This window comes from Pseudomonas silesiensis, assembly GCF_001661075.1.
Classification (GTDB): Bacteria; Pseudomonadota; Gammaproteobacteria; order Pseudomonadales; family Pseudomonadaceae; genus Aquipseudomonas; species Aquipseudomonas silesiensis.
Genome location: NZ_CP014870.1, coordinates 3,541,405 through 3,565,137, shown reverse-complemented (window position 1 = coordinate 3,565,137; position 23,733 = coordinate 3,541,405). Strand labels below are relative to the sequence as shown.

Here is a 23,733-nt window from a genome sequence, read left to right as displayed (position 1 = left end):
ATAAAAAATCTGCATAAACATAAAATCACAGGTGTTTTTGTCTCATGCGCAAACTGGACCGTACCGATATCGGCATTTTGAACAGCCTGCAGGAGAATGCGCGGATCACAAACGCCGACCTCGCACGCTCGGTCAACCTGTCGCCGACACCCTGTTTCAACCGGGTCAAGGCGATGGAAGAACTGGGGCTGATTCGCGAACAGGTCACCTTGCTGGATGCCGATCTGTTGGGGCTGCACGTGAATGTGTTCATTCATGTCAGCCTGGAGAAACAGGTGGAGGAGGCCTTGCAGCATTTCGAAGAGGCGATCTCGGATCGCCCGGAAGTCATGGAGTGCTACCTGATGGCCGGCGACCCGGACTACCTGATCCGGGTGCTGGTGCCGACCATTCAGTCACTTGAGCGCTTCATGATGGATTTTCTGACCAAGGTCCCGGGGGTGGCGAACATCCGGTCGAGCTTTGCGCTCAAGCAGGTGCGCTACAAGACGGCGCTGCCGTTGCCGGCCAACGGTCTGACCCTCGGCAGCTAAACGCAAACCCTGTGGGAGCGAGCTTGCTCGCGATGGCGGTGTGTCAGGCAACATCAATGTCGACTGGTACGGCCCCTTCGCGAGCAAGCTCGCTCCCACAGGTTGTGCGTTTAAAATTTGTTAAGGGGGATTTTCAGGTAGGTCATGCCATTGCCTTCGGCGGGCGGCAAGTTCCCCGCCCGCACATTCACCTGGATCGCCGGCAGCAACAGCGTCGGCATGCCCAATCCCGCGTCGCGCTGATTGCGCATGGCTACGAACGCGGCTTCGTCGATGCCGTCATGGACGTGGATATTGCTTTTTCGTTGCTCGCCCACTGTCGTCATGCACCGGGATTCGCGGCCCCCGGTAGGGTAATCGTGGCAGACGTAAAGACTGACGCTGGCGGGGAAGGCCAGCAGTTTGCGGATCGATGTGAACATCTGGCTGGCATTGCCACCGGGGAAGTCGCAACGGGCGGTACCGACGTCCGGCATGAACAGCGTGTCGCCCACCAGAATCTGCTCGCCATCGACCAGATAGGCCATGTCCGCCGGGGTGTGGCCGGGCACATGCAGGGCCGTGGCCTTGAGGTTGCCGATCATGAATGACTCGTCCGGCGCGAACAGGTGATCGAACTGCGAACCATCGACGGCAAATTCCGCTTCCAGGTTGAACAGGGCCTTGAACACGTCCTGAACCTTGCCGATGGACTCACCTATCGCGATCCTGCCGCCCAGTTGCCGGCGCAAGTAGGGCGCGGCGGACAGATGATCGGCGTGGGCGTGGGTTTCCAGCAGCCATTGCACCTGCAATTGATGCTGGCGGACGAAGGCGATGAGCCTGTCGGCCTGAGTCGTGCCGGTGCGTCCGGCGGCGGGGTCGTAATCGAGCACCGGATCGACGATCGCGCATTGACCGCCGTCGGCTTCGTAGATGACGTAGCTGTAAGTGGACGAGGCGGGGTCGAGGAAGGCTTCAATCAAGGCGGGCATGGTGGCTTTTTTTGGAGGGGACAGACCTTGAGGGTAGTTTCATTTCCCTCGGGTTGACCACCCCCGTATTGATTCAGTTAATGAAAAAAGCTGAACGGGCTCTATCCTGTTACTCAAACGATACCGGGCGTTCCCGGCTTTTATTTTGCGGATCATGAGTGCCTTATGTTGTTGGCAGGTTTTTTTGGCGTGGTGATGGGCCTGGTCCTTGGATTGACCGGAGCCGGTGGCGGGATTCTTGCGGTGCCGGCCCTGGTGCTGGGGTTGGGTCTGACCATGACCCAGGCGGCACCGGTTGCGCTGTTTGCGGTGGGCAGTGCGGCGGCGGTCGGCGCCATCGATGGTTTGCGTCACGGGCTGGTGCGCTACCGCGCGGCGCTATTGATCGCCTTGCTCGGGGCGATTTTTTCGCCGGTGGGCATTTTCTTCGCCCACCAGTTGCCGGAAAAAATCCTGATGATCCTGTTCAGCCTGCTGATGGTCATGGTCGCCTGGCGCATGCTGCGCCGCGAGCGCCGGGAGCCAGGGCCGAGCGACCATGGCCACGCCAACTGGGGCCAGAAGAACTGCATGCTCGACCAGCAGACCGGGCGCTTTTCCTGGACCGCCAAATGCACCGCGACCCTGGCGGCACTCGGCGCGGTGACCGGGGTCGTCTCCGGGTTGCTGGGGGTGGGCGGCGGATTCCTGATTGTCCCGGCCTTCAAGCAACTGACCGACGTGCAGATGCGCGGGATCGTCGCCACCTCCTTGATGGTGATCAGCCTGATTTCGGCGATCGGCGTCATCGGTGCGTTTCACGCCGGGGTACGCATCGACGGTGTGGGCGTGGTGTTCATCGTCGCCAGCATCCTCGGCATGGTCATTGGCCGCAAGCTTTGCGCGCGCGTCCCGGCCCGGCTCCTGCAGATCGGCTTCGCCAGCATCTGCGTGATGGTCGCCGCTTACATGCTCTACAGAGCGGGCGCCTAGGGGGTACCGGTTCCTGTGGACGCCAGTCGCATCCACAGGTGTACGTCTTAAGTGGCGAGCCTTGCCAGCGCGCGGTCCTACATCGAATTCGCCGCGCTGTACCCGCCACTCCAAAGCAGCTCAAAACCAGCGCCAAGGCAGCGTATGACGCCGCCGGTCCACTTTCGATAATCGCCTCCGAAATCAAGTCCCCCGTCGCGGAGCGCGCCATGCACAACAATAAGAACTTCAAGCATCGTTACTTGCCTGCCTTTTTCGCCAGCCTGTCGACCCTCGGTTTGAGTGCCATGGCCGAGGCCGAGATCATGCTGTACGACAAGGACCAGACTACGTTTTCCACCGACGGCTACGTCAACGCCTTCTACGTCAACAGCGATGTCGACCGCGCCGGCGAGCAGTACGACCGGCGGCAGTCGCGGGTCAAGATGGGCTTTCTGCCCAACTACCTGGGCTTCAACATGGGCAAGCAGGTCGATGACCTCAAGCTCGGCGCCCGTGCCTCGTTCTGGGTCACCATCAACGACAGCGAAACCAACGGCACCGACACCGCCATCGATGTGCGGCAGTTCTACGGCACGGTGGCCAACCCGCAATGGGGCGAGGTGCTGATCGGCAAGGACTTCGGTCTGTTTGCCCGTTCCAACATATTGCTGGATGAATTGCTCGCCGGTTATGGCCAGGTCAGCGATACCCTGGGGCTGGTGGACGGTGGCGGGGTGTCGTTCGGCAACATCGGCACCGGTTACCCGTATCCGTTCCCCACTTCGCAGATCACCTACCGCACGCCGGTGATGGACGGCCTGCGGGTGGCCGTGGGGATCATGGACCCCGTAGACACCAACGACAGCAGCCCGACGGGCAAGGCGTACCAGGAGAACCCGCGCACCGAGAGCGAGATCACCTATCAGTTCGACCTCGCCGGGGCCAAGATTTATAGCTGGGTCAACGGCAGCTACCAGACGTCGGACAATACCGACTCGAGCGTTGAATCAATCACCTCCAAAGGCGTCGGCTATGGCGTGCAGGCCAAGATGGGCGGCTTGTCGCTGACCGGTTCCGGGTTCCAGGCCAAGGGTATCAATCCGTTTTTCACCAACAACGCCGGCGAGCCGACCCTGCGCAATGTCGACAGCGACGGCTACCTGCTGCAAGGCTCCTACAAACTGGGCAAGAACCGCCTGGCCCTGTCGTATGGCAAGACCGAGGACGACGGCAATGGCGTGGTCGGCAGCGGTGCGGATTACGAGACCCGCGGCGTTGCGCTGTTCCATGACGTCAACGACAACCTCAAGTTGGTGGCCGAGTACAACCAGTTCGAAATCAACGGGTATGACAGCAGTGCGCAGAATGAAGACACCGATACCTTTGCGGTGGGGGCGGTGCTGACCTGGTAACCCCAGCTGGGCCAACGCTAATCCCTGTGGGAGCGAGCTTGCTCGCGATAGCGGATTAACATTCAACATCCATGTTGACTGACACTACGCCATCGCGAGCAAGCTCGCTCCCACAGGGATGTGTGGTGTTTTGTGGATTTGACACTGCTCTCCCACAGGGACGTTTGACACTTCTCTCATCCCATCGAACCCCCAGACCGCTACCCAAGTAGCATAGGTCGCCCCCCACAGCCTTCGTACACTCACCCCTCATACACACGCACCTGCGGGAGGCGACGATGCAGCAGGTCCAGAGTGAAGGTGTGGTCAGTGCCATGTCCCAGGCCACCGATGCCGGGCAAGTGGCCCAGGAGCTGGCGCGGCAGTTGTTGCATCCCCATCTGGGCTTCGTGCTGTTCTTCTGCTCCGCCGAGTACGACTTGCAGGCGCTGGGCCAGGCCCTGGAGCAGAGTTTCGGCGGCATTCGCCTGGTGGGCTGCACCAGCGCCGGGGAAATCACCCCCCTGGGCTACGGTCGCAACTGCGTGACCGCGGTGGGCTTCGATCATCGACATTTCTCGATCGACGCCGAACTGATCTGCGAGATGGAGCGTTTCAGCCTGATCGACGCCCAGCAGATGGTCGAACGCCTGGTCAGTGGCTGCCGCAGCAATACCCTGGCGCCGATCAAGGGCAACAGCTTTGCCCTGACCTTGCTCGATGGCCTGTCCAGCCGCGAAGAAATGGTCCTCGCCGCCTTGAGCGCGGCCTTGGGCGACATCCCGCATTTCGGTGGCTCGGCCGGTGATGACAACTACCTGACCCACACCCACGTCTATTTCAATGGCGAGTTTCACAGCGGTGCGGCGGTGGTGGTGCTGGTCAATACCTGGCTCGACTTCGAGGTCTTTACCACTCACCACATCCTGCCCCGGGCGGAGAAACTGGTGGTCACCGGGGCTGACAGCGCCTCGCGCCGGGTGTTCGAGCTCAATGCCGAACCTGCCGCCGAGGAGTACGCCCGGCACATTGGCGTCCCGGTGGCCGAACTCGATCACCGGATCTTCGCCGCGCACCCGCTGGCGGTGCGGATCAACGATCAGTATTACGTGCGGGCGATCCAGCAGGTTCATCCGGACCTGAGCCTGAGTTTCTACTGCGCGGTGGAAAACGGCATCGTTCTCACGGTCATGACCCCGGGGCCGATGCTGCCCAATCTGCAACACCTGTTCGAAGGCTTGCAGGAACGTCTCGGCGAGCTGTTGCTGACCATTGGCTGCGATTGTTTTCTCAGGCGCCTGGAGCTGGAAGACGGCGGAAACCTGGAGCAGATCGGCGGCTTTTTGCGTGACCAGCGGGTGATGGGTTTCAACACCTACGGAGAACAGTTCAATGGCATGCACATCAACCAGACCTTCACCGGGGTTGCCATTGCCCGAGACCGGTCCCCTGGACGTCGCTGAGCTGCAGGCGCAAATCGCCAGCCTGCAGCATGACAACCACAAGTTGCAGCGGATCAACAGTGCGCTGATCGAACGGATCGAGTCCGGTATCACCCGAGGCAACGACCCCTACGCGGCGTTCCAGCATTCGGTGGTGCTGGCCGAACAGGTGCGTGAGCGCACCGACGCCCTGAACCAGGCCATGGCCGAACTCAAGTCGGGCAATCACTTGCTCAGCGAAGCGCGCCTGCGGGCTGAAACCGCGCACCGGCATTTGATCGATGCCATCGAGAGCATTTCCGACGCCTTCGTGCTGTTCGATGCCGAGCAGCGGATCGTGCTGTTCAACAGCCGCTTCAAGGCGTTCTGGGGCAACAGCCGGGTGCGGATCAACGCCGGCATGCGTCTGGCCGAGGTCAAGCGGCTGATGAGTGTCACCGGGCTGTTCACCGAAGAACCCCGGGGCCATGCCGATGAAAACCTGCTCTATCGCCTGCAGGACGGCCGTTGGCTGCAAGTCAGCGAACGGCCGACCCAGGAAGGCGGGCGGGTGATTCTGTTCACCGACATCACCGACGTCAAACTCAGCGAGACCGTGCGCCGCGAACAAGCCGTGGCGCAGAAATCCCATCTGCTGCAACGGGCGGTCGACAACCTGTCCCAGGGCGTGGCCATGGTCAACGCCGAAGGCATCCTGGAGCTGTGGAACCGGCGTTTTCTCGAGCTGAGCGGCCTGGCCCCGGTGGCGGCTCATCGGCCGTTCACCGAAGTGATTGCCGACAGCGAGCTGAACCTGCTGACCCCGGCCAGTCGCGATGGCAACGGGCGCCCGGTACAGGAATGCGAGCAGCGCCTTTATGATGGCCGGGTCCTGGAAATCCGCACCCATCCGTTGCCCACCGGTGGCTTCGTCAACACCTTCACCGACATCACCGAGCGCTACCAGCATGCCGAAGCCCTCAGCGAAAGCGAGCGCTGGATTCGCCTGATCACCGACCATGTGCCGGCGCTGATCGCTTACCTCAATGCCGATCTGGTGTATGAGTTCACCAACAAGGTCTACGAAGAATGGTATTGCTGGCCCCGGGGCGTGATGCTCGGGCAGAGCCTGCGCGAAGTGCACAGCGAGCAGCATTACCAGCGCCTGGAAGCCTATGTGGCCCGGGCGCTGGCCGGTGAGAGCGTGACCTTCGAATTTGCCGAGATCAACATCAATAATCAGGAGCGCTACATGCTGCGCTCCTACGTGCCCAATCGCCTGGCCAGCGGCGAAGTGGTGGGGATCTTCGTGCTGATCCGCGACATCACCGAACGCCGGCGCACCGCCGAAGCCTTGCACCAGGCTTATCAGAATCTGGAACTGCGGGTGCGCGAACGCACGGCGGAATTGACTACCCTCAATGATCAGTTGCTGCGGGAAATCGACGAGCGTCGGCGGGTGGAGTCACGCCTGCGCGAGGCCAAGCTCGAAGCCGAACAGGCCAACCTGTCGAAGACCAAGTTTCTGGCCGCCGTCAGCCACGACCTGTTGCAACCTTTGAATGCCGCACGGCTGTTCACCAGTGCGCTGCTGGAGCGCCGCGAACCGGTGGCCAACGCGGTGCTGGTGCGCAATGTCAGCAATTCCCTGGAAGACGTGGAAAACCTGCTGGGTACCCTGGTGGATATTTCCAAGCTCGATGCCGGGGTGATCAAGGCCGACATTGCACCGTTCGCCCTGAGCGAGCTGCTGGAAAACCTCGCGGCGGAATACACCCAGGTCGCCCGCAGCGAAGGTCTGGAACTGCATTTCATCGGGTGTTCGGCGTTGGTGCGCAGCGACATTCAACTGCTGGCGCGGATCCTGCGCAATCTGCTGAGCAATGCCATTCGCTACACCTACAGTGGGCGGGTGGTGCTCGGTTGCCGGCGTCATCACCAGCGGCTGTCGATCCAGGTGTGGGACAGCGGCATGGGCATTGCTGAAAACCGCCTGGAAGAGATTTTCCAGGAGTTCAAGCGCGGCGATGTGCAGCGTCCCGACCAGGACCGTGGTTTGGGGCTGGGGCTGGCGATTGTCGAAAAGATTGCCGGGATTCTCGGGCACCGGATTCACGTGCGTTCGTGGCCGGGCAAGGGCTCGATGTTCTCGGTCGAGGTGCCGTTGAGCGCCACGGCCCCCAAGGCGCTGCCGAGCCTGCTGATGAGCGAGCCGATGCTGGAGCGTCTGCGCGGGGCGCGGGTGTGGGTGCTGGACAACGACGCGGCCATTTGCGCCGGCATGCGCACGTTGCTGGAAGGCTGGGGTTGCCTGGTGGTGACGGCGCTGTCGGAGCAGGATCTGGCGCGCCAGGTGGACAACTATCACGCCGAAGCGGATTTGCTGATTGCCGACTATCACCTGGATGATGACAAGAACGGCGTCGATGCCGTGGCCCGAATCAACGTCCGGCGTGGTTCAGCGATTCCGGCGATGATGATCACCGCCAACTACAGCAACGAACTCAAGCAGCAGATCCGTGAACTGGGGCACACATTGATGCACAAGCCGGTGCGGCCGATGAAGCTCAAGACGGCGATGAGTCATTTGCTCGGCAGGCCTTGAGGCTTGTGGTGTCTGTGCGGGCCTCTTCGCGAGCAAGCCCGCTCCCACATTTAATCTCGGGTGGTCACAAAATTTGTGTTCACTGGAGATCTCATGTGGGAGCGGGCTTGCTCGCGAAAGGGCCGACTCGGTCTTCTGGTTGCCCCAATGTTCAGCGCCGCAGATAAGACCCGAAATCAATATCCCCGGCACTCAAAATTGCCTGCACCCGATTATGCACATTGAGTTTGCGCAGAATCGCCGAGACATGGGCCTTGACCGTGGTTTCGGCGATTTCCAGGGTGTAGGCGATCTGTTTGTTCGACTCGCCCTTGGTCATGCGTTCCAGCACCAGCAACTGCTTGCGGGTCAGGGCCTGGAGCAGTTCAGGCGGAAAGCTCGGGTTATCGTTCATCCGGCGATGGGTGCCGCTTTTCTGCGTGCGGATGATGTCCGGCGGCAAGTAGACGTTGCCGTTGAGGATCTGCTGGATGGCCTCGGTCATCTGCGCCCGTGGCGAGGATTTGGTAATGAATCCCACCGCGCCGTAAGTGATGGCCTGCAGCACGATCTGTTTGTCCTGTTCGGCGGAGACGATCACCACCGGAATGGTCGGCGCCTCGTTGCGCAGGTTGATCAGGCCGTTGAGCCCGTGCATGCCGGGCATGTTCAGGTCGAGCAGGATCAGGTCCAGGTCGTCATGCTCCAGGGTCAGGGCCAGGGCGCTGTCGAGGTCGGCGGTTTCCATCACCTCGCTGCCCGGAAAACCATCGCTGACGACGTTATGAATGGCTTCGCGAAACAGCGGGTGATCGTCGGCAATCAGGATTTTGTACATGGCCTTTCACCTCATTATTTTGATTATGGTGTGGCAATAACGCGCAAGCGTAAAGATCAGGGAAAGGGCTCGGGTTGGGCCGGGGTCACGGGCAGATTCGCCGCTTGCCAGGCATCCAGGCCGTCGCGGTACCAATACAGTGTCTTATAGCCCATGGCGGCGGCACGCTTGACCGCGTTCCAGCTCAGCCAGCAATCGGAGCGGCAGTAGAAGACCAGCGGTCGCGCCAGGTCACCGGCGGTCAATGTGTTCAGGTTACGCGCAAAATAGTCCTGCCAGGCGGGTGGCAGATCACCGTCACCGGTATTGGCCAGCCAATGGCTGCCGGGCAGGTTCTCGTGGGGCTGATCTTCGATGAAACGGCCGTGCAGCCATTGGCGCCGGTAGACGTCGATCAGCAGCGGGCGCGGCGTTTGGCTGAGCAGGGTTTGCAGGGCGGGCGTGTCGATGATGGCCCCACCCTGCAGTTGATTCGGGGTCGGGCTGCGGTAGAGACCGATGCGATAGCCGTCGGCTGAAAACAGCGGCGTGTCGGCCTGGGCGACGCCCAGCAACAGGCTCAGCGACAGCGCAGCGAGAGAAGGGCGTAGCAGACAGGGTCGGGCACGCGGCATGGGGTTCGATCCTTATAGTTATGAACCTATTACATGCCAGTGGCGGTGCGAATGGAATGCGACGATGGACAGGTGAAGCAGTACTAAAGTAGTAAATTTACCTGCTGCATGCACCAATCCTGAAGTCGGCGATGGCCAAATGTGGGAGCGGGCTTGCTCGCGAAGGCGGTGTATCAGCCAACGTAAATGTTGAATGAGAAGCAGCCTTCGCGAGCAAGCCCGCTCCCACAGGGGGCATTTGTGGTGTCAGGTGGATTTGCGCAGGGCGGCGTGTTGCGGGTTGAAGGTGAGGACGGCGAGCAGGGCGAACACCAGCGTCAGCCCCACGCATACCGCCAGCGCCAATGGATTGAAGCGCTCGTACAAGGCAAACCGCACCAGCTCCACCGCATGGCTGAAAGGGTTCAACGCGCACAACCAGTACAACCACTCGCTGGAATCGCGCATCTTCCACAGCGGATACAGCGCCGACGACAGGAAAAACAGCGGGAAGATCACGAAGTTCATCACCCCGGCAAAGTTCTCCAGCTGGCGAATAGCGTTGGACAGCAGCAAACCCAGCGCGCTGAGCATCAACGCCACCAGCAACAGCGCCGGCAGCGCCATCAGCAAACCCATGGCCGGTGGCTGCACGCCGTACACCCAGGCGATCGCCAGAAAGGCATACACCTGCAACAGCGAAATCAACGCAGTGGCCAGCAGCTTGCTGCACAGCAGGAAGGTCCGGGGCAGGGGGCTGGTCAGCAGTACGCGCATGCTGCCCATTTCCCGGTCGTAAACCATCGAAAGTGACCCTTGCATGCCATTGAACAGCAGGATCATGCAGGCCAGCCCAGGGACGATGTAGACCTCATAGGGAATGTAGGTGTCGTAAGGCGCGATGATCGCGATCCCGAGTGCCGCGCGAAAGCCGGCGGCGAACACCAGTAGCCACAGCAGCGGCCGCACCAGTGCGCTGAGGAATCGGGTGCGCTGCAATACAAAACGCAGCCACTCGCGCAATACGATGCCGCTGAAACACTGCCAGTAAGCATTCATGGGGCGACTCCAGTGGTCGTCAGGCGAGCGAAAGCCGACCCAAGGTCGCCACCATGTTCCAGGCTCAGGGCATCAGCCTGTCCGCTGGCCACCAGCCGGCCCTGATGGAGAATCAGCAAGTCGTCGCTGGCGTGCACTTCATCGAGCAAATGGGTGGTCCAGAGCACGCTGAGGTGCTGCTCGCGGCACAGGCTGCGGATGTGCTGGTTGAGCGCCAGGCGACTGGCCGGGTCGAGGCCGACGCTGGCTTCGTCGAGCAGCAGCAGGCGCGGTTCATGCAGCAAGGCCCGGGCGATTTCCACCCGGCGCCGATGGCCGCCATTGAGCTCGCGCACCCGCTCGCGACGGCGTTCGGTCAGGGTCTGCCGGGCCAGTTCGGCGTCGACCCGCAGGCCGGTCTGACGCCGCGACATCCCATGCAGCGCGGCGTGATAACGCAGGTTCTGCTCGACGCTGAGGTCCAGGTCGAGGGTGCTTTGCTGGAACACTACGCCCAATTGCTTGAGTGCCGGGCGCGGCGCGTCGCGCAAGGAACAACCGCCGACCCGGATGTCGCCACGCTGCACCTCATAGAGCCGGGTGAGCAGGGCGATCAGCGTTGATTTGCCCGCGCCGTTGGGTCCCAGCAGCGCCGCAAATCGCCCGGGTGCCAGGCTGAAACTGACTTGGCGCAACGCCTCCCGCGCGCCATAGGCAAAACTCAGGTCGCTGACGTCCAGGGCGTTCATGGCGTCACCACCACACCCCACGGATAACGGCCGACCTTGACCGATTTGACCACCTTGAGGCTGTCGATATCGATCACCGACACATCGCCGCTGACGCCATTGGTGGCCAGCAGTTGCTTCTGATCCGGGGTAAACGCCATCTGCCAGACCCGACGCCCGACCAACAGATAATCAAGAATCTCGAAGGTCTTGGCATCGATCACCGCCACATGGTTGGCCGGGCCAAGGGCGACGAATCCGTACTTGCCGTCGGCGCTGAGCTTGATGCCCACCGGCTGGACTTTATCCGGGTGCACGCCCTTGATCTGGAAGGTCAGGGTCTTGAGGACCTGGCGGCTGGCGACGTCGAGAATCGTCACCGTGCCGCCGATCTCCGCCGAGGCCCAGAGCCTGGAGCCATCGGGCGTGAACTCGACGAAGCGCGGCCGCTGATCCACCAGGGTGCTGTCCGCCAGGGTCTGGGTGGCGGTGTCGATCCAGTGCAGCATGTTGGTGGTTTCGCTGGTGTTCACCGCCCACTTGCCGTCGGGGCTGACGGCCATGCCTTCGGGTTCGACGCCGACGCTGATCTGGCTCAGCACCTTGGAGGTTTCGGTGTCGATCACCGTCACCAGCGCGTCATCTTCGTTGGAGACATACAGCCAGCGATTGTTCGGGTGCAGGGCGAACTGCTCGGGGTCTTTGCCTGAGGGCAGCTCCTTGATGATCTTGCGCGTGGCGACGTCCATCACCTGGACCCGATCCGAGTCGCTGGCGCAGATGTACAGCAGCTTGTTGTCGTGGGACAGCAGCAAACCACGCGGACGCTGGCCGACGGCCAGGGTGTCGGTGACTTGCAGGGTCTGCAGGTCGATCAGGCTCAGGCTGTTGTCTTTTTCGTTGGAAACCCAGGCGGTAGTGGCGCCGGCGTGCCCGGCGGCGAGCAGCAGGGCCCCAGTAAGCAGGGAGCGGCAAAGCAGGGTGCGGCGCATGGCGGATTCCTTATTGTTGTTGTGATTGGAGGGTCAGGGAAAGCGGCAGCTGACCTCGGGCTTGTCATACCCAAGGCTGTCCATTTCGTTGAAGGGGTGCAGGAAACCGTCTTGCGGCGAGGTGCTGACCAGCGCCCGGGGTTGCACGATGGGGATCGGCTGGCGCAACTGGCCGTTCCATGGGCGATAACTGAGCTTGCGCCCCTTGAAGCCGTCCAGCGGCAATTGATCGCCGGTCTCAAGCGTACGGATCGCCACCGGATCGACCTGGCGCAATTTGCTCACCGCGCTGGCGATGCTGCGCACGGCGATCCAGGCGGCGAAATCGCGGTCGTTCATCCAGCGTCCGGCCAGGGCTTCGAAACGTTTCTGCAACTGCGCGGCGCCGTAGGTTTCCACGGTCTTGTGCCAGCCCACCGGGGTCAGTCCCTGGGTGCCGGCAACCGGCCGCGGGTACCAGGTCTGGTAGGGCACGTATTCGCCGAAGTCGCCGCGTTCATCGGCCACCAGCACCACGTCGTACTCGGCGGTCTGGGTGAACAGCGGCATGTCGGCCTGGGCGCTGCGGCGTTGGTCGTTGTCGAAGCTCCAGGCTTTTTCCGCCACCAGTTTGAGGCCGAAACGTTTGGCGGCGCGCCGCAGGGCGGCAGCATAGGCTTGATCGTCCGGGGTCGGGCCAACGATCAGCAACGCCCGTTGCCATTTGCGCACCACCAGAAATTGCGCCAGCGCATCGGCCAGCATCGCGCGGCTTGGCAGGCTGTGCAGCACGTTCGGCAGGCAGTCGGTGGTGCGCAGGCTGTCGTCGGGGCTGCCGGCGTTGAACAACAGGCTGTCGGGCAGGGCGGCACTGAGTTGGCGCAGGCTCGCAGCCGGTGCATTCACCACGAACAGGCGCAGGCCTTGCTCGTGCTGGGCTTTGGCCTCGTCGAGCAGGGCTTCGGGACTGTCGGCGCTGGCGCTGCTCAGGCGGTAGCTGTGGTTGAGAAAACGCCCGGTGCTGTTGCTGTCGGTAATCGCCAGCTCGGCGCCACGCAACCCGGCATCGACCGGCTCGGGAATGACGTTCGACAACAGCGGGCCCGGGTCGGGGCGATAGCCCAGGTAACCGATCTGCACCTGTAACGGCGGGTCCGCGGCCTGACTTTGGGTGGCCAGCCCGGCAGCGCAGGCAATCGCCAGCAGGTAGATCAGGGCGTAAGGGGCAAGCTGGCGCATAAGGCACTCCTTTACAGGTAGCGCCAGCATAGGAACCCTTGGACAGGGATGAAATATGCAGAAAGTACCAGTCAGCCAGTACCAAGGTAGTAACTCGCTCCGGCCGGCGCGGTTTTAGCATGGGCAATACGGCCATCACTCAGGAGGAGTTTGACCATGCGTATTCTCAAGGCGTTGCTCCTGCCGTTGCTGCTGATCCTGACCCTGATCGGAGTCGACAAGCTTCACGGCCCGCGCCCGGCACTGTTGCCGGTGATGCCCGCGACCCCGGGTCGCTGACCGTGTCGGCCCTGTGGCGGATCAACCTGTGGGTGTGCGGATTTTTTGCCCTGGTGACCCTGGCGTGCATGGGCTTGCTGGTGCACCAGGCGCTGGCGGACGTGGAGCGCGAGCTGCAATCGGCCGAAGCGGTGGTGGAGTACTTGAGCGAAACCGCCGAGCGCAATCCCGCCAGCCTGCAGCCACGGCTGACCGGCAGCTTGCGTCATGTGCGGGTGAGCTGGCTGGAGCCGGGCGAGGTGGCGCGGCTGCCGGTCCGGGACGGGCTGGATGCCTGGCTCGGGCGGCTGTTATTCGCCCAAACCCCGCACAGTGCGCGGGTGCTGGATTTGCAGGATGGGCGGCGGGTACAGATCGCGGTCGATCCGCGGGATGAAATCGATGAGGTCTGGGACTCGCTGCAACAGTTGTTGAGCCTGTGTGGCCTGGCGTTATTGTTGAGCCTGTTGACCATCCGCTGGGCCGTGCGCCGGGGCATGGGGCTGCTTGATGACTTGCTGCGGGCGTTGCAGCAGGTGTCCGGAGGCCAACTGAACGTGCGGCTGCGCACCGAAGGCATGCCGGAGGCGCGGCAACTGGCGCTGCATTTCAATCACATGACCCAAGCGTTGGAACAGGCGCGTGGCGATAACACCCGGCTGACCCGGACCTTGCTGGCGGTGCAGGAGCAGGAACGCACTCATCTGGCGCAAACCCTGCACGATGACCTCGGTCAGTACCTGGCCGGCATTCGCGCCCAGGCCTGTCTGTTGCGGCTGGTGGCGGATCAACCGGTGGCGGTAGAACGCACCGCGCGCGAGCTCGAGCACAACTGCGAGCATCTGCAACACGGCTTTCGGGCGTTGGTGCACGATCTCTACCCGGTGGTGTTGCAGCACCTGCCGCTGGCGGAAGCGTTCGGATTGCTGGTGGAACAATGGCAGGACCGGCAGGGCATCGATTGCCAGCTTCGAGTCAGCCCACACTTGCCGCCGCTGTCCGGGCCGGACAAAACCCATCTCTACCGCCTGTTGCAGGAGGCTTTGACCAACGTCGCCCGGCATGCCGGTGCAAGCGCAGTGAGGGTGCGCCTGCACTATCGCGGCGGGCATCTGCGCTTGCTGATTCGCGACAACGGTCGCGGCGCACAACAGCCACAGCGGCCCGGCGTCGGGTTGTATTCGATGTTCGAACGCGCCCGCAGCCTGGGCGGCGAGTTGCGAATCATCAGCCATCCCGGTGCCGGTTGGGCACTGGCCTTGAGCATGCCTTTGGAGGCGTCATGAATATTTTGCTGGTCGATGACCATGCGGTGGTCCGCCAGGGCTATGCCAGTCTGTTGCGGGCGCTGCTGCCGGCGATGGAAGTCCGTGAGGCGGCCACGGGGGAAGAGGCGTTGGCGCGGGTTCAAGAAGCTGTGCCGAACCTGGTGATCATGGATTTTGGCCTGCCGGGGATCAGTGGCCTGGAAACGACCCGCCGGCTGCGCCAGCGCCTGCCGCAATTGCGGGTGCTGTTTTTCAGCATGCACGATGAGTTGCCGCTGGTGCGCCAGGCACTGGATGCAGGGGCGTCGGGTTACCTGACCAAAAGCTCGGCGCCGCAGGTGCTGATTGAAGCTGTGCGACGGATCCTGGCGGGGCATGCCTATATCGAACAGCCGCTGGCCACCCAACTGGCGTGCCATCCGCAACAGGACGCCAGCGATCCGCGGTTGCAGAGCATGACCCAGCGCGAGCTGGAGATTTTCGTGATGCTCGCCAAGGGGACGCCAGCGCGGGTGATTGCCGAGCAGTTGAGCATCAGCAGCAAGACTGTTTCCAATCACCTGACGTTGCTCAAGAGCAAGTTGCAGGTCAGTTCCCATGCCGAGCTGGTGCATCTGGGGATTGATATGGGGGTGGTGCGGGTGGCGAATTGATTCAATCCACCGCCAGACCCTGTAGGAGCGAGCTTGCTCGCGATGGTCGTCAACGATAACGCGGGTAGCCTGACACCCAGTGGCGTTCTCAGGTGCATCGCGAGCAAGCTCGCTCCCATAGGGTTATCCGTCAACCGGTAGAGGGGGTCACTTATTCCAGCTGGTCGGACACCCCGTACACCCCTCCATGTTCGCATCCTGAAAGTTCGCATAATGCTGGCGCGACCCGCTGAGGTTCGCCTGCTCCAGATTGCTCTCACCAAACTTGGCTTCCTGCAGATTGGCATCACCCAGGTTGGCACCTTTGAGATCGGCCTTGCTCAGCCAGGTCATTTCCAGATCCGCAGCCCGCAAATCGGCGTTGTGCAACCTGGCGCCGGAGAGGCGGGCGAATTGCAGGTAGGCGCCGCTGAGGTTGGCATCCTGGAACTGCGCGCCCTGGGCAAACAGCCCCCAACCCTGGATCGCCATCAGTGTCGCGCCAGTGAAGTCCGCCACACGCAGGTTGCTTTGTTGCAGGCTGGCTCGGGTCAGGTTGGCGCCCTGAAGTTGGGCTTTCTCCAGGTTGGCAAGGTCGAGGCGGGCGTGACGCAGGTCTGCACCGCGCAGGTCGGCGCCGCTGAGGTTCATGTTGCGCAGGTCCTGATTGCTCAGGTTAGCGCCTTTGAGATTGGCGCCGGGGCATTGGCTGTGGGCGGCGATGGTGCAGCCGTTGATGATCAGTGGGGTGTCTTGGTCGGTGTCGGTGGCGAATGCCGGGAGGGTGGTCAGCAACAGCACAAGAGGCAAGTATTTCATGGTGGGTTCTCGTCGTGTGGGTGGGCGCTTTCGCTGTAGGAGCCAGGCTTGCCGGCGAACGGGACGCCGCGGTGCAACAGATACACCGTGATACACCGTGGCGTCCCGTTCGCCGGCAAGCCTGGCTCCTACAGCGAAGGGGGTATCAGCGTTTCGCGGTTTTGTTATCCCAACTCGGAATCTTGAACACCCAGAACGACCCGCCCTGAGCCACCGGCTTGGTCAGTTCGGCCATGTCACCACCCCACAACGGCACCGCGCCGCCGTACCCGACGGTCACACCCACGTACTGCTCGCCATCCTGTTCCCAGGTAATCGGCGGCGAGACGATGCCGCTGCCGGTCTGGAACTTCCACAGCTCGGCACCGGTTTTCGCGTCGAAGGCCTTGAGGAAACCGTCGCCGGTACCGGTGAACACCAGGTTGCCTTTGGTCGCCAGTACGCCGGCCCACAGTGGCAACGCTTCCTTGTGCTCCCAGACCACCTTGCCCGTGGTCGGGTTCATGGCGCGCAGGCTGCCGACGTGATCGTCGTACATGCGCTTGATGCGAAAGCCCATGCCCAGATAGGCCGAGCCTTTCTTGTAGTTGACCTCCTCGGTCCAGTACTCCTCCTTCCAATGATTGCCCGGAATGTAGAACAGCCCGGTGTCCTGGCTGTACGCCATCGGGTTCCAGTTCTTGCCACCCAGGAACGGCGGCGACACTTCCACGGATTTGCCCTTGGTTTCGCCGGGCAACGGTTTGGCCGGACGCTGACCGGGATTCTCCACCGGCTTGCCGGTCTTGAGATCGATGTGGCTGGCCCAGGTGATGTTGTCGACGAAGGGGAAGGCGTTCTGCAGTTTGCCGTTGTTGCGATCGACCACGTAGAAGAAGCCGTTGCGATCCGCGTGACCGGTGGCCTTGACCGTCTTGCCGTCCTTGTCCTTGTAGTCGAACAGCACCAGCTCGTTGTTGCCGGAGAAATCCCAGGCGTCGTTCGGCGTGTGCTGGTAGAACCATTTTACTTCGCCAGTGCTCGGGTCGACGCCGACCTGGCCCGAGGTGTAGAGGCTGTCGTAGTCGTGGGGATTGCCGTCCTTGGACGTGCGCGCCCAGGTATTCCACGGGCCGGGGTTGCCGGCGCCGACGATGATGGTGTTGGTCTCCGGATCGAAACTGGCGCTCTGCCAAGGGGCGCCGCCGCCGTGGCTCCAGGCTTCGACCTTGCCGGTTTCGGTGGTCGGGTCATCCGGCCAGGACGGCGCCTTGACGTCACCGGTGGTGGTGCTGTCCTTGCCGTTCAAGCGGCCCATGTGACCCTCGACGAAAGGTCGCATCCAGACTTCTTCGCCGGTGTCCGGGTCGCGGGCAAAGAGCTGCCCGACCACGCCGAACTCGTCGCCGGAGCTGCCATGGATCAGCAGCACCTTGCCGCTGGTCTTGTCCTTGATCAGTACCGGGGCGCCGGTCATGGTGTAGCCCGCGGCGTGGTCGCCGAACTTCTTGTTCCACACCACTTTGCCGGTGTTCTTGTCCAGGGCGACCAGTCGCGCGTCGAGGGTGCCGAAATAGATCTTGTCGCCATAGATGGCGGCCCCGCGATTGACCACGTCGCAGCACGGACGAATGTTGTCCGGCAGGCGATGGTTGTAGGTCCACAGCCGCTTGCCGGTCTTGGCGTCCAGGGCGAATACCCGGGAATAGGAACCGGTGACGTACACCACACCGTCGCTGACGATCGCCTGGGATTCCTGGCCGCGCTGCTTCTCGTCGCCGAACGAATAGGACCAGGCCGGTGTCAGCTTGAACACGTTCTTGTCGTTGACCTGGGCCAGCGGGCTCCAGCGCTGGGCGTTGGTGCCCATGCCGTACTGCAGCACGTCCTTGGTGGTCAGGTGATCGTTGGCAATGTCTTCCCAGGTCACGTTGCGGGTGGGGGCCGCGGGGGCGGTTGCGGCGTAGCTGGCAGTGCCCAGGGACAAGGTGCCCACCAGCAAAAATGCCTGCACGGCAAGGGTCAGCGGGGAAAGGGCGGGTAGCGATCTTATTGTCATGGTTGCAGTTCCCAGTGGAGGTTTTGGCCTGCACAGGGTGGTGCGCCCGGTGTGTTGCCGGATACGGAAAAAGTCCCGCTGTTGCCGGGAAAAATTCCCATGGGGCACCTGATTTGGGCGTGCGCCACAAGCCCTACTACCAAGGTACCGGGTGGCGGACACCAAAGCAGCATGGGGCGTACGCCAAGCCTGTCCCAAGATGGGTGCCATAGCCTCTTCAAAGAGGTTTTGCGTGCAACCTCGAGGGCATAACAATGACAACAAAACGCAACGCCTTACTCGTAGCCGGACTGCTGGCCGGCTTTATCAGTGCAGGTTCCGTCTGGGCCCACGGCAACGTCGTGCCCCAGGCCGTCGCAACCCAGGGCCTGACCCCGATCAAGGACGCCGGCGTGCCGGTCGATGCCGATGGCTGGGCGGCGGTGAACCCGTACCGCACCACCCCGGAACATGACAAGGCGGTGGAAATCGGCTCGTCGGCCTACAACCAGAACTGTGCGGCCTGCCATGGCCTGGAAGCCAAGTCCGGCGGCATCGCTCCCGACCTGCGCATGCTCGATGTCGGCGAGGCCGGAGATGAATGGTTCGTCGAACGGGTCCGCCACGGCGCCGTGCGCGATGGCCGGGTGTACATGCCGAAGATGGCCGACTACCTGAGCCAGGAAGCCTTGTGGGCGGTACGCACTTATCTGGATAGCGTTCACGTCGAGGAATGACCCATGCGCCTGCTCGCTGTGTTGTTCAGCGCTGTGTTGCTGTGTTGCCAGGTGGCGCAGGCGCAGGTCCGCACCTATGACGAAATGATCGCCGCCGGGGAACTGAAAGTGGCGGTCTACAAGGACTTCGCCCCCTACAGTTTTGAAGACGCCGGCCAGCCGCGCGGTGTCGACGTCGAACTCGCCCAGGCCTTGGCCCGGGCGCTTGACGTGCGCCTGGCGTTGATCTGGGCACCGGCCGGCGAGAAGCTCGACGACGACCTGCGCGACTACATCTGGCGTGCCAGCCAGTTGCACGACCTGCAACTGGCCGACCTGATGATGCGCGTGCCCTACGATCAGGACTACGCCCGTAAACGCAACGAGTTGGGCGAACTGGAGAACGGCCATGTGGTGATGTTCGGGCCGTACCAGAACGAACAATGGCAAGTCGCCTATGACCGCCGACGGCTGGACAAGGTGGGCAGTGTCGCCGTGTTCGAGCACCACCCGATCGGCGTCGAGGTCGATAGTGTGCCGTCGTTCTACCTGACGTCGGTGTTCAACGGCATGCTCGCCGGCAAGACTCATCATTACCCTGGCGTGCCCCAGGCGTTCGCCGCGATGAAGGCCGGCGAAATCGATGCGGTGATGGCCATGCGCGGCGAGATCGACTGGCAGGTTCACCAGGCGGCGGACCCGCAGGTGGCGCTGGCGGAAAACGCCTACCCGAACATGGGCAAGCAACTCTGGGAGATCGGCATGGCGGTGCATGAAAGCAACCGGCAGTTGGCTTACGCCGTGGAGGAAGCGCTGGAAGCCTTGATTCGCGACGGCTCGGTCAACGCCATTTATGGCCATTACGGCCTGCGCTATGACGTGCCCGAGATGTATCAACAGTGAACTGGCGAGCGAGTTGTCTGCTGGCCTGCTGGCTGCCGATGGCCGCGCATGCGGTAGGCATCGAGCCGGGCAAGGACCCGGTGCCCTCGGTGATGTGGGCCTTCTACCACAAACAAATGCTCGGCGACGCGCCGTTCGTGTTTGACGATCGGGTCAAGCTGCACGCGCCGCCGTTCGCCGAAGACGCCCGGCAAGTGCCGCTGGAAATCGACGCCCGGGCCTTCAAGGGCGAAGTGGTGAAAATCCTCGCCTGGGCCGAACTCAATCCCTTGCCGAAAATCGTCGATTTCCAGCCGCTGGATCGGGTGCTGCCATGGCTGTCGTTGCGCATCCGTATTGAGCAAGCCACGCCCCTGCGCGCCGCGGTACTGACCCGCGATGGCCTGTGGCATGTCGGCTCGACCCTGATCGATGCCGCAGGCGGCGGGTGTACGGCACCCAGCGTAGTGCGGACCCAGCCGGGTTGGGAGGAGCACATTGGCGAAGTGCTCGGCGGTCGTTATCCCCGTGGCGAATTCAGCCGTTTGCGCTTGCAAGTGGCACACCCGATGGACAACGGCATGGTCGGCGGCATTCCCGAATTCTTCATCAACCATGCCGAATTGCGCGACGGTAATGATCAACTGCTGGCCCGTCTCGAGCTGTTTCCCGCCGTCAGCGAAAACCCCAACCTGGCCTTCGATATCGAAGGGGCAGGGCAGACGCGCCTGTTGCTGCGCGACAACAGCGGCAATCAATTCGATGCGGCCATACCCTGACCCCAAGGAGCGCGTCATGCACTGGATGCTGCTGTTGTTCATGAGCCTGAGCCTGCCGGCCCTGGCCGAGCTCGACTACTCACTCAAGCCCCGGCAGATCGCCGAGGACACCTGGTTGCTGGAAGGCAGCACCGACAACTTCGCCAAGGCCAACGGCGGCAACATCGTCAATACCGCGTTCATCGTTACCGAACCTGGGGTGGTGGTGATCGACACAGGGCCATCGAAACGTTACGGCGAGGCGATGCGCAAGGCTATTGCCGCGATCACCGATAAACCGGTGATCCAGGTCCTGCTGACCCATCACCACCCCGATCATGTGCTGGGCAACCAGGCTTTCACCGACGTGCCGATCGGCGCGTTGGCCGGCACCACCGAGCTGTTGCGGCAGCAGGGCGATGCGATGGCCGAGAACATGTATCGACTGGTGGGCGACTGGATGCGCGGCACCGAGGTGGTATTGCCAACCCGGACGCTGACGCCCGGGGTGCAAGGTTTTGGGAATCACGATTTGCACCTGCTGAGCCTGGGTGGGCACACCGGTGCGGATCTGGTTATTCTCGACCGGAAAACCGGCGTGCTGTTTGCCGGGGATCTGGTGTTTTACCAACGGGCGCTAACCACGCCCAACAGTCCGGGGCTTGCTGTCTGGCTGTCGGACATAGCGACCCTGCAAGGGTTGCCCTGGACGCTGATCGTGCCTGGGCATGGCCCGGTGGCCACGGATGCAAAGCCGTTCGAGCAGATGCGAGATTACCTGGGTTGGCTCGATCAACTGATGCGCGACGGTGCCGCCAGCGGCAGCGACATGGCCGAGATGATCCGCAGCCCGATTCCCGAACGGTTTACCGGGATCAGCCTGAGCCGCTATGAGCTGATCCGCAGTGTCAGTCATCTCTACCCACGCTACGAACGCGCACAAATGACCCGAGTCGATTCCGCCGCAATCAAATGACCAACACCGGCCCCCTGTAGGAGCTGGCTTGCCAGCGAAGGAGGTCAACGATGACGAGGGTTGGCTGGAGGAATGCGGCGCTCTCAGGTTCTTCGCGAGCAAGCTCGCTCCTACAGGGGGCGGTGTTGGTCGCGAAATCCGGTGTTCATACCCTGCGACCCGCTACTAAGGAACTAGCAATCTAGACACTGCGGGCAATTGTTGCCAGGACGGTAGCGGCCAAGAATCTGCACCAGACCGGGAAAATTTCCCGGGTATAACAAAAACCGCAGAGGAAGCCGTCATGACCCAACCCGCACGTCGCCACCCCTTGGTCCTCAGCGCGCTGCTCAGTGCCATGCTGCTGTCCGGCCCGGCATCGGCCGCCGTCACCGACCAGGATATTCTCCAGGACCCCAAGAACCCGGAGCAGATCGTCACCAACGGTCTGGGCGTCCAGGGTCAGCGCTACAGCCCGCTGGACACCCTCAACGTCAGTAACGTGAAGGACTTGCGACCGGTCTGGGCGTTCTCGTTCGGCGGCGAAAAACAACGCGGTCAGCAAGCACAGCCGATGATCAAGGACGGCGTGATGTACCTGACCGGCTCCTATTCCCGGGTGTTTGCGGTGGATGCGCGCACCGGCAAGAAACTGTGGCAATACGATGCGCGCTTGCCCGATGACATCCGTCCGTGCTGCGACGTGATCAACCGGGGTGTCGCGCTGTACGGCGACCTGGTGTTCTTCGGCACCCTCGACGCCAAGCTCGTGGCCCTGAACAAGGACACCGGCAAAGTGGTCTGGAGCAAGAAAGTCGCCGACCACAAGGAAGGCTATTCGATCAGCGCCGCGCCACTGGTGATCAACGGCAAGCTGATCACCGGGGTGGCCGGTGGCGAGTTCGGGGTGGTCGGCAAGATCGAAGCCTACGACCCGAAAAACGGTGACCTGTTGTGGAGCCGCCCAACCGTCGAAGGCCACATGGGTTACGTCTACAAGGACGGCAAGGCGGTAGAAAACGGCATCTCCGGCGGTGAAGCAGGCAAGACCTGGCCCGGCGATCTGTGGAAGACCGGTGGCGCCGCGCCCTGGCTCGGCGGCTACTACGACCCGGAAACCAATCTTCTGCTGTTCGGCACCGGTAACCCGGCCCCGTGGAACTCGCACCTGCGTCCTGGCGACAACCTCTACTCGTCGTCGCGCCTGGCGCTCAACCCGGACGATGGCACCATCAAGTGGCACTTCCAGAGCACGCCCCACGACGGTTGGGACTATGACGGCGTCAACGAGCTGGTGTCGTTCAACTACAGCGAGGGCGGCAAAGAGATAAAAGCGGCCGCCACTGCCGACCGTAACGGCTTCTTCTACGTGCTCGACCGCACCAACGGCAAATTCATCCGCGGCTTCCCGTTCGTGGACAAGATCACCTGGGCCACCGGCCTCGATAAAGAGGGCCGGCCGATCTACAACGAAGCCAGCCGTCCAGGTGCGCCGGGCACGGAAGCCAAAGGCAGTTCGGTATTCGTCGCCCCGGCGTTCCTCGGCGCGAAAAACTGGATGCCGATGGCCTACAACAAGGACACCGGGCTGTTCTACGTGCCGTCCAACGAATGGGGCATGGACATCTGGAACGAAGGCATCGCCTACAAGAAAGGCGCGGCGTTCCTCGGTGCCGGGTTCACCATCAAGCCATTGAATGAAGATTACATCGGCGTGCTGCGGGCCATCGACCCGAAAACCGGCAAGGAAGTCTGGCGCCACAAGAACTTTGCGCCGCTGTGGGGCGGGGTGCTGACCACCAAGGGCAACCTGGTGTTCACCGGCACGCCGGAAGGTTTCCTGCAGGCGTTCAATGCCAAGACCGGCGAAAAAGTCTGGGAATTCCAGACCGGCTCCGGTGTGCTCGGTTCGCCTGTGACCTGGGAAATGGACGGCGAACAGTACGTCTCGGTGCTCTCGGGCTGGGGCGGTGCGGTACCGCTGTGGGGTGGCGAAGTGGCCAAGCGGATCAAGGACTTCAACCAGGGCGGGATGCTCTGGACCTTCAAGTTGCCTAAAGACCTGGTCGTGGCCAAACACTAACCCTGAATCCACCGCATAACCCCTGTAGGAGCGAGCTTGCTCGCGAAAAGCCTGAGAACACCACGGGGTGTCAGGTCGCCA

Annotated in this window: 22 protein-coding genes; 13 read left to right on the top strand and 9 right to left on the bottom strand. The window is 62.4% G+C overall.

Going from position 1 to position 23,733, the window contains the following annotated elements:
- The first annotated feature begins 44 nt into the window (after positions 1 to 44).
- Entirely contained in the window at positions 45 to 533 is a 489-nt protein-coding gene (gene bkdR, locus PMA3_RS15765) for a Bkd operon transcriptional regulator BkdR (RefSeq protein WP_016985245.1), read from the top strand.
- Between the two features lie 110 nt (positions 534 to 643).
- Here the strand turns inward: bkdR and PMA3_RS15760 are convergent, their stop codons facing one another.
- Positions 644 to 1,507, bottom strand: a complete 864-nt coding sequence (locus PMA3_RS15760) for an MBL fold metallo-hydrolase (protein WP_064678036.1) — start codon at positions 1,505 to 1,507, stop codon at positions 644 to 646.
- 165 nt (positions 1,508 to 1,672) lie between these two features.
- Here PMA3_RS15760 and PMA3_RS15755 point away from each other — a divergent pair, with 165 nt between their 5' ends.
- From PMA3_RS15755 to nahK, 4 genes are all read left to right on the top strand, one after another.
- On the top strand, positions 1,673 to 2,479 hold the full coding sequence (locus PMA3_RS15755) for a sulfite exporter TauE/SafE family protein (RefSeq protein WP_064678035.1): 807 nt from the start codon (positions 1,673 to 1,675) through the stop codon (positions 2,477 to 2,479).
- Between the two features lie 209 nt (positions 2,480 to 2,688).
- Complete coding sequence (locus PMA3_RS15750; protein ID WP_064678034.1) at positions 2,689 to 3,873, top strand: porin; 1,185 nt, start codon at positions 2,689 to 2,691, stop codon at positions 3,871 to 3,873.
- Positions 3,874 to 4,151: 278 nt separating this feature from the next.
- Positions 4,152 to 5,315: a nitric oxide-sensing protein NosP gene (nosP, locus tag PMA3_RS15745; protein ID WP_064678033.1), complete on the top strand. Its 1,164-nt coding sequence runs from the start codon at positions 4,152 to 4,154 to the stop codon at positions 5,313 to 5,315.
- Positions 5,284 to 7,878, top strand: coding sequence for a hybrid sensor histidine kinase/response regulator NahK/ErcS' (gene nahK, locus PMA3_RS15740; RefSeq protein ID WP_064678032.1), 2,595 nt, complete (start codon positions 5,284 to 5,286; stop codon positions 7,876 to 7,878). The genes nosP and nahK overlap by 32 nt, the downstream gene beginning before the upstream one ends.
- A 151-nt stretch (positions 7,879 to 8,029) precedes the next feature.
- On the opposite strand, the gene PMA3_RS15735 is transcribed toward nahK, so the two are convergent.
- The 6 genes from PMA3_RS15735 to PMA3_RS15710 form a co-directional block, all read right to left on the bottom strand.
- Positions 8,030 to 8,695, bottom strand: a complete 666-nt coding sequence (locus tag PMA3_RS15735; RefSeq protein WP_064678031.1) for a response regulator transcription factor — start codon at positions 8,693 to 8,695, stop codon at positions 8,030 to 8,032.
- A gap of 56 nt (positions 8,696 to 8,751) precedes the next feature.
- Positions 8,752 to 9,309, bottom strand: coding sequence for a PQQ-dependent catabolism-associated CXXCW motif protein (locus tag PMA3_RS15730; RefSeq protein WP_064678030.1), 558 nt, complete (start codon positions 9,307 to 9,309; stop codon positions 8,752 to 8,754).
- A gap of 246 nt (positions 9,310 to 9,555) precedes the next feature.
- Positions 9,556 to 10,347 carry an ABC transporter permease gene (locus PMA3_RS15725; RefSeq protein ID WP_064678029.1) on the bottom strand — a complete coding sequence of 264 codons (792 nt, stop codon included), beginning with the start codon at positions 10,345 to 10,347 and terminating at the stop codon, positions 9,556 to 9,558.
- On the bottom strand, positions 10,344 to 11,075 hold the full coding sequence (locus tag PMA3_RS15720) for an ABC transporter ATP-binding protein (protein ID WP_064678028.1): 732 nt from the start codon (positions 11,073 to 11,075) through the stop codon (positions 10,344 to 10,346). The genes PMA3_RS15725 and PMA3_RS15720 overlap by 4 nt, the downstream gene beginning before the upstream one ends.
- A complete protein-coding gene (locus PMA3_RS15715) occupies positions 11,072 to 12,046 on the bottom strand; it encodes a YVTN family beta-propeller repeat protein (RefSeq protein WP_064678027.1) in 975 nt (324 codons plus the stop codon). The genes PMA3_RS15720 and PMA3_RS15715 overlap by 4 nt, the downstream gene beginning before the upstream one ends.
- A gap of 33 nt (positions 12,047 to 12,079) precedes the next feature.
- On the bottom strand, positions 12,080 to 13,264 hold the full coding sequence (locus tag PMA3_RS15710; RefSeq protein ID WP_064678026.1) for an ABC transporter substrate-binding protein: 1,185 nt from the start codon (positions 13,262 to 13,264) through the stop codon (positions 12,080 to 12,082).
- A 156-nt stretch (positions 13,265 to 13,420) separates the two neighbouring features.
- Here PMA3_RS15710 and PMA3_RS33420 point away from each other — a divergent pair, with 156 nt between their 5' ends.
- From PMA3_RS33420 to PMA3_RS15700, 3 genes are read left to right on the top strand one after another with little or no spacing between them, the layout of a single operon-like run.
- Entirely contained in the window at positions 13,421 to 13,543 is a 123-nt protein-coding gene (locus tag PMA3_RS33420; protein WP_257784570.1) for a hypothetical protein, read from the top strand.
- Between the two features lie 2 nt (positions 13,544 to 13,545).
- Positions 13,546 to 14,808, top strand: coding sequence for a HAMP domain-containing sensor histidine kinase (locus PMA3_RS15705; protein ID WP_064678025.1), 1,263 nt, complete (start codon positions 13,546 to 13,548; stop codon positions 14,806 to 14,808).
- Positions 14,805 to 15,443 (top strand): response regulator, encoded by a 639-nt coding sequence (locus PMA3_RS15700; RefSeq protein WP_064678024.1) that lies wholly within the window; start codon positions 14,805 to 14,807, stop codon positions 15,441 to 15,443. The genes PMA3_RS15705 and PMA3_RS15700 overlap by 4 nt, the downstream gene beginning before the upstream one ends.
- Positions 15,444 to 15,590: 147 nt before the next feature.
- On the opposite strand, the gene PMA3_RS15695 is transcribed toward PMA3_RS15700, so the two are convergent.
- A complete protein-coding gene (locus PMA3_RS15695; RefSeq protein ID WP_064678023.1) occupies positions 15,591 to 16,241 on the bottom strand; it encodes a pentapeptide repeat-containing protein in 651 nt (216 codons plus the stop codon).
- 145 nt (positions 16,242 to 16,386) lie between these two features.
- Positions 16,387 to 18,279: a quinoprotein ethanol dehydrogenase gene (exaA, locus tag PMA3_RS15690; protein ID WP_082930342.1), complete on the bottom strand. Its 1,893-nt coding sequence runs from the start codon at positions 18,277 to 18,279 to the stop codon at positions 16,387 to 16,389.
- Positions 18,280 to 18,533: 254 nt separating this feature from the next.
- Between exaA and pedF the strand changes: the two genes are divergently transcribed.
- The 5 genes from pedF (at position 18,534) to PMA3_RS15665 (ending at position 23,652) form a co-directional block, all read left to right on the top strand.
- Positions 18,534 to 18,995: a cytochrome c-550 PedF gene (pedF, locus tag PMA3_RS15685; protein WP_064678021.1), complete on the top strand. Its 462-nt coding sequence runs from the start codon at positions 18,534 to 18,536 to the stop codon at positions 18,993 to 18,995.
- A gap of 3 nt (positions 18,996 to 18,998) precedes the next feature.
- Complete coding sequence (locus PMA3_RS15680) at positions 18,999 to 19,877, top strand: substrate-binding periplasmic protein (RefSeq protein WP_064678020.1); 879 nt, start codon at positions 18,999 to 19,001, stop codon at positions 19,875 to 19,877.
- Positions 19,874 to 20,635 (top strand): quinoprotein dehydrogenase-associated SoxYZ-like carrier, encoded by a 762-nt coding sequence (locus PMA3_RS15675; protein WP_064678019.1) that lies wholly within the window; start codon positions 19,874 to 19,876, stop codon positions 20,633 to 20,635. Before PMA3_RS15680 ends, PMA3_RS15675 begins: the two co-directional genes overlap by 4 nt.
- A gap of 16 nt (positions 20,636 to 20,651) precedes the next feature.
- The gene (locus PMA3_RS15670; RefSeq protein WP_064678018.1) at positions 20,652 to 21,590 is read left to right on the top strand and encodes a quinoprotein relay system zinc metallohydrolase 1; all 939 of its coding nucleotides are present in this window, start codon (positions 20,652 to 20,654) and stop codon (positions 21,588 to 21,590) included.
- A 283-nt stretch (positions 21,591 to 21,873) separates the two neighbouring features.
- Complete coding sequence (locus PMA3_RS15665; protein ID WP_064678017.1) at positions 21,874 to 23,652, top strand: PQQ-dependent methanol/ethanol family dehydrogenase; 1,779 nt, start codon at positions 21,874 to 21,876, stop codon at positions 23,650 to 23,652.
- Positions 23,653 to 23,733 lie beyond the last annotated feature (81 nt).